This is a genomic window from Xanthomonas sp. SHU 166 (assembly GCF_000364685.1).
Lineage (GTDB): Bacteria > Pseudomonadota > Gammaproteobacteria > Xanthomonadales > Xanthomonadaceae > Xanthomonas_A > Xanthomonas_A sontii.
The window spans coordinates 1-7,837 of sequence record NZ_AQOJ01000576.1 but is presented as its reverse complement, the minus strand read 5'-3'; the positions used below and the strand labels follow the sequence as shown (position 1 = coordinate 7,837).

Genomic DNA, 7,837 nt, shown 5'->3' with positions numbered 1-7,837 from the left:
GGCCCCTGCCAAGACCAAGGCGGCCGCCAAGCCTGCGGCCAAGGCCGCCGCCCCGCGCAAGGCCGCGACGCCGCCCAGGCTGGCCGCGACCGTGCCGGCGACCGCCAAGGTGATCGACGCGGCGCCGGCCGCCAGCGCCTTCAGCCTGGCCTCGGTGTTCGCGGCGCTGCGCAAGCGCTATCCGGCCGCGCGCCAGGAGGAGGCGCAGACCTTCGCCGAAGAGTTCTACAAGCGCATGGAGGAGGACGAGTTCCCCCACCACAGCGCGCAGGAGTGGGCGGCGCTGGCCGCGTCGATGCTGGAGTTCGCACGCAAGCGCAAGCCGGGCACGGTCAATGTGCGGGTGTTCAACCCGAACCTGAAGGACGACGGCTGGGAGTCGTCGCACACGGTGCTGCAGATCGTCAACGACGATATGCCGTTCCTGGTCGATTCGGTGAGCATGGCGCTGGCCGAGCTGGGCATCGGCGTGCACGTGCTCGGCCACCCGGTGCTGCGCATGCAGCGCGACAAGGGCGGCACGCTGGAGAACGTGGGCGAGGGCAAGGCGGAATCGCTGATGGCGCTGGAGATCGACCGCCAGCCGCCGGAAGACATGGCGCAGGTGGAAGCGGCGATCCGGCGCATCCTCGGCGAGGTGCGCAACATCGTGCGCGACTGGGGCGGCATGCGCGAGAAGATGCTGGCGCTGGCCGACGACCTGACCACGCGGCGCCTGCCGGTGGACGACAAGGGCCGGCGCGAGGCGCAGGAATTCCTGCGCTGGGCCGCGGCCGACCATTTCACCTTCTTCGGCTACCGCGAGTACCGGGTGGAGAAACAGGGCGGCGAAGACGTGCTGGCGCCGCTGGAAGACAGCGGCCTGGGCCTGCTGCGCGGGCAGGACAAGTCGCCGGCGCGGCCGGTGCGCACGCTGGCCGCACACGGTCTCAGCGAGTCCGGCACCAAGGAAGCGTTGATCCTGACCAAGACCAATGCGCGCTCGCGGGTGCACCGCAGCGGCTACATGGACTACATCGGCGTGCTGGAGTTCGACGCCAAGGGCCGCATCGTCGCCGAACAGCGCTTCCTCGGCCTGTTCACCTCCAGCGCCTACAACCGCCGCCCGTGGGAGATCCCGCTGGTGCGCGAGCGCTTCGACTACGTGATGCGCAAGTCCGAACTGACCCCGAGCAGCCACAGCGGCAAGGCGCTGCGCCATATCCTGGAGACGCTGCCGCGCGAGGAGCTGTTCCAGTCCAACGAGGAAGAGCTGTACCGCACCGCGATGGGCATTCTTGGCCTGCAGGAGCGGGTGCGCAGCCGCCTGTTCCTGCGCCGCGACAAGTACGGCCGCTTCATTTCCGCGCTGGTGTACATCCCGCGCGAGCGTTTCAACACCGACGTGCGCCTGCGCATCGAGGCCTTGCTGAAGGACGCGCTGCACGGCGAGTACATCGATTCCAACGTGGTGCTGGGCGAATCGCCGCTGGCGCAGCTGCACATGATCGTGCGGCCCAAGCCCGGCGAGGCGCTGGAGTTCGACACCACCGAACTGGAATCGCGCCTGGCGCACCTGCTGCGCAACTGGCACGACGACCTGCGCGAGGCGCTGGTGGCCAGCTGCGGCGAGCGCGATGGTCTGCGCCTGGCCGCCGGCTACGGCCGCGCGCTGCCGGCCGGCTATATCGAGGAGTCGACCGCGCAGATCGCCGCGCGCGACGTCGAACGCCTGGCCGCACTGCGCGGTCCGGAAGACCTGCACCTGAGCCTGCAGGCGCTGCGTCGCGACGGCGCCGACAGCCTGCGCCTGAAGCTGTACCGCCAGCACGACGACCTGCCGCTGTCGGACGTGCTGCCGATGATGGAGAACCTGGGCCTGCGGGTGATCTCCGAGCGTCCGTATCGGCTGGTGGTCGATGGCACCGCGCTGTCCATCCAGGACTTCGAGGTCGAGCCGCTGGCCGGCAGCATCGATGTGGCCGCGGCCGACGCGCCGCTGTGCGAGGCGTTCGTGCGGATCTGGCGCGGCGACGCCGAGAACGACGGCTTCAACCGCCTGATCGTCGGCGCCAGCCTGAGCTGGCGCCAGGTCGCGGTGCTGCGCGGCTACTGCAAGTACCTGCTGCAGACCGGCGTGCCGTTCTCGCAGGCTTACGTGGAAGAGACCTGCAATCGCTATCCGCTGCTGGCGCGGCTGCTGGTGGAGCTGTTCGAGGCGCGCTTCGATCCGGCCACCGGCAACGAGAGCAAGGCGCAGATCGCCGAGGGACAGGCCGCGCTGACGGCGCAACTGCACCTGCTGGCCAAGGACGATGCCGCGGCGCTGAAGGCGCTGCAGCCGGTGATCGATGCGCGCAGCGGCAGCCGCGACGCGCAGCTGGAGGCGGTCTCGGCCGCGTTGCTGAAGCTGTTCGACCAGGTCGCCAGCCTCGACGAGGACCGCATCCTGCGCAGCTTCAAGGGCGTGATCGAGGCGACCCTGCGCACCAGCCACTACCAGCGCACCGCCGATGGCGGGCTGGGTCACTGCATCAGCTTCAAGCTGGATTCGGCCAAGGTGCCGGACCTGCCCAAGCCGCGTCCGTACCGCGAGATCTTCGTGTACGGCCCGCGCGTGGAAGGCGTGCACCTGCGCTTCGGCGCGGTGGCGCGTGGCGGCCTGCGCTGGTCCGACCGGCGCGAGGACTTCCGCACCGAGGTGCTGGGCCTGGTCAAGGCGCAGATGGTCAAGAACACGGTGATCGTGCCGGTCGGCGCCAAGGGCGGCTTCTTCTGCAAGCGCCCGCCGGTCGGCGGCGACCGCGACGCGGTGCTGGCCGAAGGCATCGCCTGCTACAAGCTGTTCATCCAGGGCCTGCTGGACATCACCGACAACATCGTCGGCGGCAAGATCGTGCCGCCGCCGCAGGTGGTACGCCACGACCAGGACGATCCGTACCTGGTGGTCGCCGCCGACAAGGGCACGGCCACCTTCTCCGACATCGCCAACGGCCTGGCGCTGGACCACGGCTTCTGGCTGGGCGACGCGTTCGCCTCCGGCGGCTCGGTTGGCTACGACCACAAGGGCATGGGCATCACCGCGCGCGGCGCCTGGGAGTCGGTCAAGCGCCACTTCCGCGCGCTGGGCCGCGACTGCCAGAGCGAGGACTTCACCTGCGTGGGCATCGGCGACATGTCCGGCGACGTGTTCGGCAACGGCATGCTGCTGTCGCGCCACATCCGCCTGCTGGCCGCGTTCGACCACCGCCACATCTTCCTCGACCCGAACCCGGACGCGGCGGCGTCCTTCGCCGAGCGCGAGCGCCTGTTCAAGCTGCCGCGCTCCAGCTGGGCCGACTACGACGCCAAGCTGATCAGCGCCGGCGGCGGCATCTACCCGCGCACGCTCAAGTCGATCGAGATCAGCGCGCCGGTGCGCGAGGCGCTGGGCCTGGAGCCGGGCGTCAAGCAACTCTCGCCGAACGACCTGATGAACGCCATCCTCAAGGCGCCGGTGGACCTGTTCTGGAATGGCGGCATCGGCACCTACGTCAAGGCCGCCAGCGAGACCCACGGCGACGTCGGCGACCGCGCCAACAACGGCCTGCGCGTCAACGGCGGCGAGCTGCGCTGCAAGGTGGTGGGCGAGGGCGGCAACCTCGGCCTGACCCAGCTCGGCCGCATCGAGGCCGCGCAGGTCGGGGTGCTGCTCAACACCGACTTCATCGACAACTCGGCCGGCGTGGATACGTCCGACCACGAGGTCAACATCAAGATCCTGCTCAACGACGTGGTGCAGGCCAAGAAGCTGACCCTGGACGCGCGCAACAAGCTGCTGGCGTCGATGACCGACGAAGTGGCCGAGCTGGTGCTGTGGGACAACATCCGCCAGAACCAGGCGCTGAGCCTGATGGAGCGGATGAGCGTCACCCGCCTGGGCTCCAAGCAGCACTTCATCCGCACCCTGGAGGCGCAGGGCCTGCTCGACCGGCAGATCGAATACCTGCCCTCGGACGCGGAGATCTCTGCGCGCAAGGCGCGCGGCCAGGGCCTGACCCGTCCGGAACTGGCGGTGCTGCTGTCCTATTCCAAGCTGGTGGCGTTCCAGCAGCTGCTGGAGTCGGACATCCCCGAGGACCCGTACCTGTCCAAGGAGCTGCAGCGCTACTTCCCGCAGCCGCTGCAGAAGAAGTACGCCGATGCGATGGAGCGGCACCGTCTCAAGCGCGAGATCATCGCCACCGCGGTGACCAACACCACCATCAACCGGATGGGCGCCACCTTCCTGATGCGCATGCAGGAAGACACCGGCCGCAGCATCGCCGAGGTCGCCAAGGCCTACACCATCAGCCGCGAGACGCTGGATGCGCGCGCGCTGTGGACGCAGATCGACGCGCTGGACGGCAAGGTGCCCGAGTCGGTGCAGATCGACGCGCTGGAGGTGATCTGGACGCTGCAGCGCGCCTTCGTGCGCTGGCTGCTGTTCCGCCCGGGCCCGATGCCGGGCATCACCGCGGCGGTGGAGCGCTACTACGAGCCGTTCAACGACATCCGCGTCGCCTCCGGCGTGCTGCCCGATTCGCAGCGTCCGCGCTACGAGGCGCTGGTGCAGGAGTGGCAGGACAAGGGCCTGCCGCCGGCGCTCGCCCAGCAGCTGTCGGAACTGCGCTTCCTGGAGCCGGCGTTCGACATCATCGAGATGGCGCGCAACCGCAAGCTCAAGCCGGTGGAGGTGTCGAAGGTGCACTTCCGCCTTGGCGAGGCGCTGCAGTTGCCGTGGCTGTTCGAGCAGATCGACGCGCTGGAGGTCAACGGCCGCTGGCATGCGGTGGCCCGCGGCGTGCTGCGCGACGAACTGGCCAAGCACCACAGTGCGCTGGCCGGCCAGGCGCTGAGCCTGCCGGGCGGCACCGCCGAGGCCAAGGTGCAGCACTGGCTGCAGCGCGACGACAGCAGCCTGCGCTTCACCCTGAGCATGCTGCAGGAACTGGCTGCGCAGAAGACGCTGGACTACCCGACGGTGTCGGTGGCGGTGCAGCGACTCGGCCAGCTGGCGGCGCACGGCGTCTGACCGATCGCGCCGATGGCCAGGCCCGCGCGTGCGGGCCTGGCCCACTGCGGTAGCGCGTCGCCCGATGGTGACGCATGGCGCGTGGCAGGCGATTACTGTCACGCGTCCTTGGCGGGGATCCGCGCTCGCCTCACGTTCTTCGTTGGAGCCAGGCCGGCGGCGCACCGCTGCGGCGACCGACCGCGTCATGCAAGGCCGCGGGATTCTGACAGCCCGCGCTGATACGATCCGCGCCATCGGGCGAGCACACGGCTGCAGCGCCGCATTTCGAGGCGTACATGCTGTACCTGGCCATCCCCGCAGTGCTCCTGTTGTTGATCGTCTTCCTGGCACTGCAGCCTCCGCTGGAGCTGCGGCTGCAGCGTGCGCTGCAGCAGGCACGGCAGGGCGACCTGCGACGCTTGCGTGCACTTGCTAGGAAATCGGTGGGCGATGCCGCGTATGCGCTGTTTTTGCAGCTGGACGCCAACGGCGAGCAGGCCGCGGCACTGGCGGCACTGAAGCGTGCGGTCTATGCCCGCACCTGGCTGGACATCCGTGGCTGCAGCGTGGCCATGCGCGCGTACGGCCGCCGTCGCTTCCTGGGCGTGGGCACCATCCCGGACCATGCCGCGCTGCTGGCCGAATGGAGCCGCCCCGGCTGGTGCTCGGGTGCCGGCTGGGAACCCGAACTGGCCTGGATCCAGGCCTGCGGCCCGGAGCCGTGCCGGGATCTGGCGCGGGCCTGGTATTGGCTGTGCCTGGCCGATGCGCGCAGGCAGGAGGGGATGGGCGAGATCCGGTCGGTGGAGCTGGCGCAGCAGGTGCGGGAGCATCTGGGCCCGCTGGTGCCGGCATCGGTACGCCAGGCGATGCAGGAGCAGGCGACAGAGACTGCGTGCCGCGACTTCGTGTCCGGCAGATAAGGCGGGCGGAGCGACTCGGCCCGGTACCGGGCACCGGCCTGCAATGGCTGTCGCCGCAGGTCCCATCACAGCGCGGTGCGGACGCGGCATGCAACTGCCGCGGATTGGCCGCTGTCTCGGCTGCAAGCGCGTGCCGCCGGTTCGCCGCCGCGCGCCGGTCATGGCGCCCCGGGTATGATCGGGGCCATGAACGCTTCCGTCCTGCCGTCCTCGCCCCGCATCTGTTTCCTCGCCAGCGTCGCGCCGGAGGCGCAGCACGCGCGTACCCAACTGGTCGGGCGCTACGGCGATTGCGAGCCGGCCGACGCCGATGTGCTGTGCGCGCTCGGCGGCGACGGCTTCATGCTGCAGACCCTGCATCGCCACGGCAGCCTGGGCAAGCCCGTGTTCGGCATGAAGCTGGGCACGGTCGGCTTCCTGATGAACCAGTTCCGCGACGACGACCTGGTCGCGCGCTTGGCCCTGGCCGAGCCGGCCAAGCTGCGGCCGCTGGAAATGCTGGCGCAGACCGAATCCGGCGCCACCACCGGCTCGCTGGCCTACAACGAGGTCTCGCTGCTGCGGCAGACCCGACAGGCCGCGCACGTGAGCATCGATCTCAACGGCCAGACCCGGGTCGACGAACTGATCTGCGACGGCGTGCTGGTGTCGACCCCGGCCGGCAGCACCGCCTACAACTCCTCCGCGCACGGACCGATCCTGCCGCTGGGCTCGCACACCCTGGCGCTGACCCCGATCGCGCCGTACCGGCCGCGGCGCTGGCGCGGCGCGATCCTCAAGGCCGACATCGAGGTGCGCTTCCGCGTGCTGGATCCGTACAAACGCCCGGTCAGCGTCACCGCCGACTCGCACGAGACCCGCGACGTGGTCGAAGTCACCATCCGCGAATCCCGCGACCGCCTGGTCACCCTGCTGTTCGATCCGGAGCACAATCTGGAGGAGCGGATCTTGAGCGAGCAATTTATGGTGTAGGGGCGGGGAGTGGGGAATCGGGAATGGGGAATCGCAAGAGCGGTTTCCTGACAATTCCCTTTCCCTGGATAAATTCCACGCCCGCAAACCGCTTTTCCCTATTCCCCATTCCCGATTCCCCACTCCCAGCCCAAAATGTCCGACAACTCCCCCCGTCTGCTCACCGTCGCGGTCACCTCGCGCGCCCTGTTCGATCTGGAAGAGGGCCATGCCCTGTTCGAGCGCGAGGGGGTGGAGGCGTACAGCGCGTATCAGCGCGAGCGCGAGGACGATGTGCTGACGCCCGGGGTGGCGTTTCCGGTGGTGCGCAAGCTGTTGGCGCTGAACCAGGGCACGCCGCCGGAGACGCCGCCGGTGGAGGTGATCCTGCTCTCGCGCAATTCCGCCGACACCGGGCTGCGCATCTTCAACTCGATCCAGCACTACGGGCTGGGCATCGTCCGCGCCACCTTCACCTCCGGCGAGGCGACCTGGCCTTACGTCAAGCCGTTCGGCACCGATCTGTTCCTGTCGGCCAACCCGGAGTCGGTGCGGCGCGCGCTCAGCCATGGCATCGCCGCGGCGACCATCCTGCCCAAGCCGCCCGGCGAGCATGCGCAGGAAGCGGCCGCGGCCGCCGGCGCGATCGATGCCGATCGCCTGTCCACCCAGTTGCGCATCGCCTTCGACGGCGATGCGGTGATCTTCGGCGACGAAGGCGAGCGCTTCTCGCGCGAGCAGGGCGTGGAGGCGTTCGGCCGCTACGAGCGCGAGAACGCGCGCGAGCCGCTGACCGGCGGGCCGTTCCGTAATTTCCTGTCGGCGCTGCATGCGCTGCAGTCCGCATTCCCGGCCGGCGAGGCCTCGCCGATCCGCACCGCGCTGGTCACCGCACGCTCGGCGCCGGCGCACGAGCGGGTGATCCGCACCCTGCGCGAATGGGGCGTGC

General features: G+C 69.5%; 4 protein-coding genes. All 4 read left to right on the top strand.

The window, feature by feature from the left end:
* The first annotated feature begins 91 nt into the window (after positions 1–91).
* On the top strand, positions 92–5,032 hold the full coding sequence (locus D180_RS14445) for an NAD-glutamate dehydrogenase domain-containing protein (protein WP_343122586.1): 4,941 nt from the start codon (positions 92–94) through the stop codon (positions 5,030–5,032).
* A 278-nt stretch (positions 5,033–5,310) separates the two neighbouring features.
* A complete protein-coding gene (locus D180_RS14440) occupies positions 5,311–5,937 on the top strand; it encodes a hypothetical protein (protein ID WP_017913356.1) in 627 nt (208 codons plus the stop codon).
* 201 nt (positions 5,938–6,138) lie between these two features.
* The gene (locus D180_RS14435) at positions 6,139–6,909 is read left to right on the top strand and encodes an NAD kinase (protein ID WP_026143327.1); all 771 of its coding nucleotides are present in this window, start codon (positions 6,139–6,141) and stop codon (positions 6,907–6,909) included.
* Between the two features lie 135 nt (positions 6,910–7,044).
* Positions 7,045–7,837 (top strand): 5'-nucleotidase (locus D180_RS14430; RefSeq protein WP_017913355.1); only part of this gene is annotated, 793 nt, incomplete at its 3' end.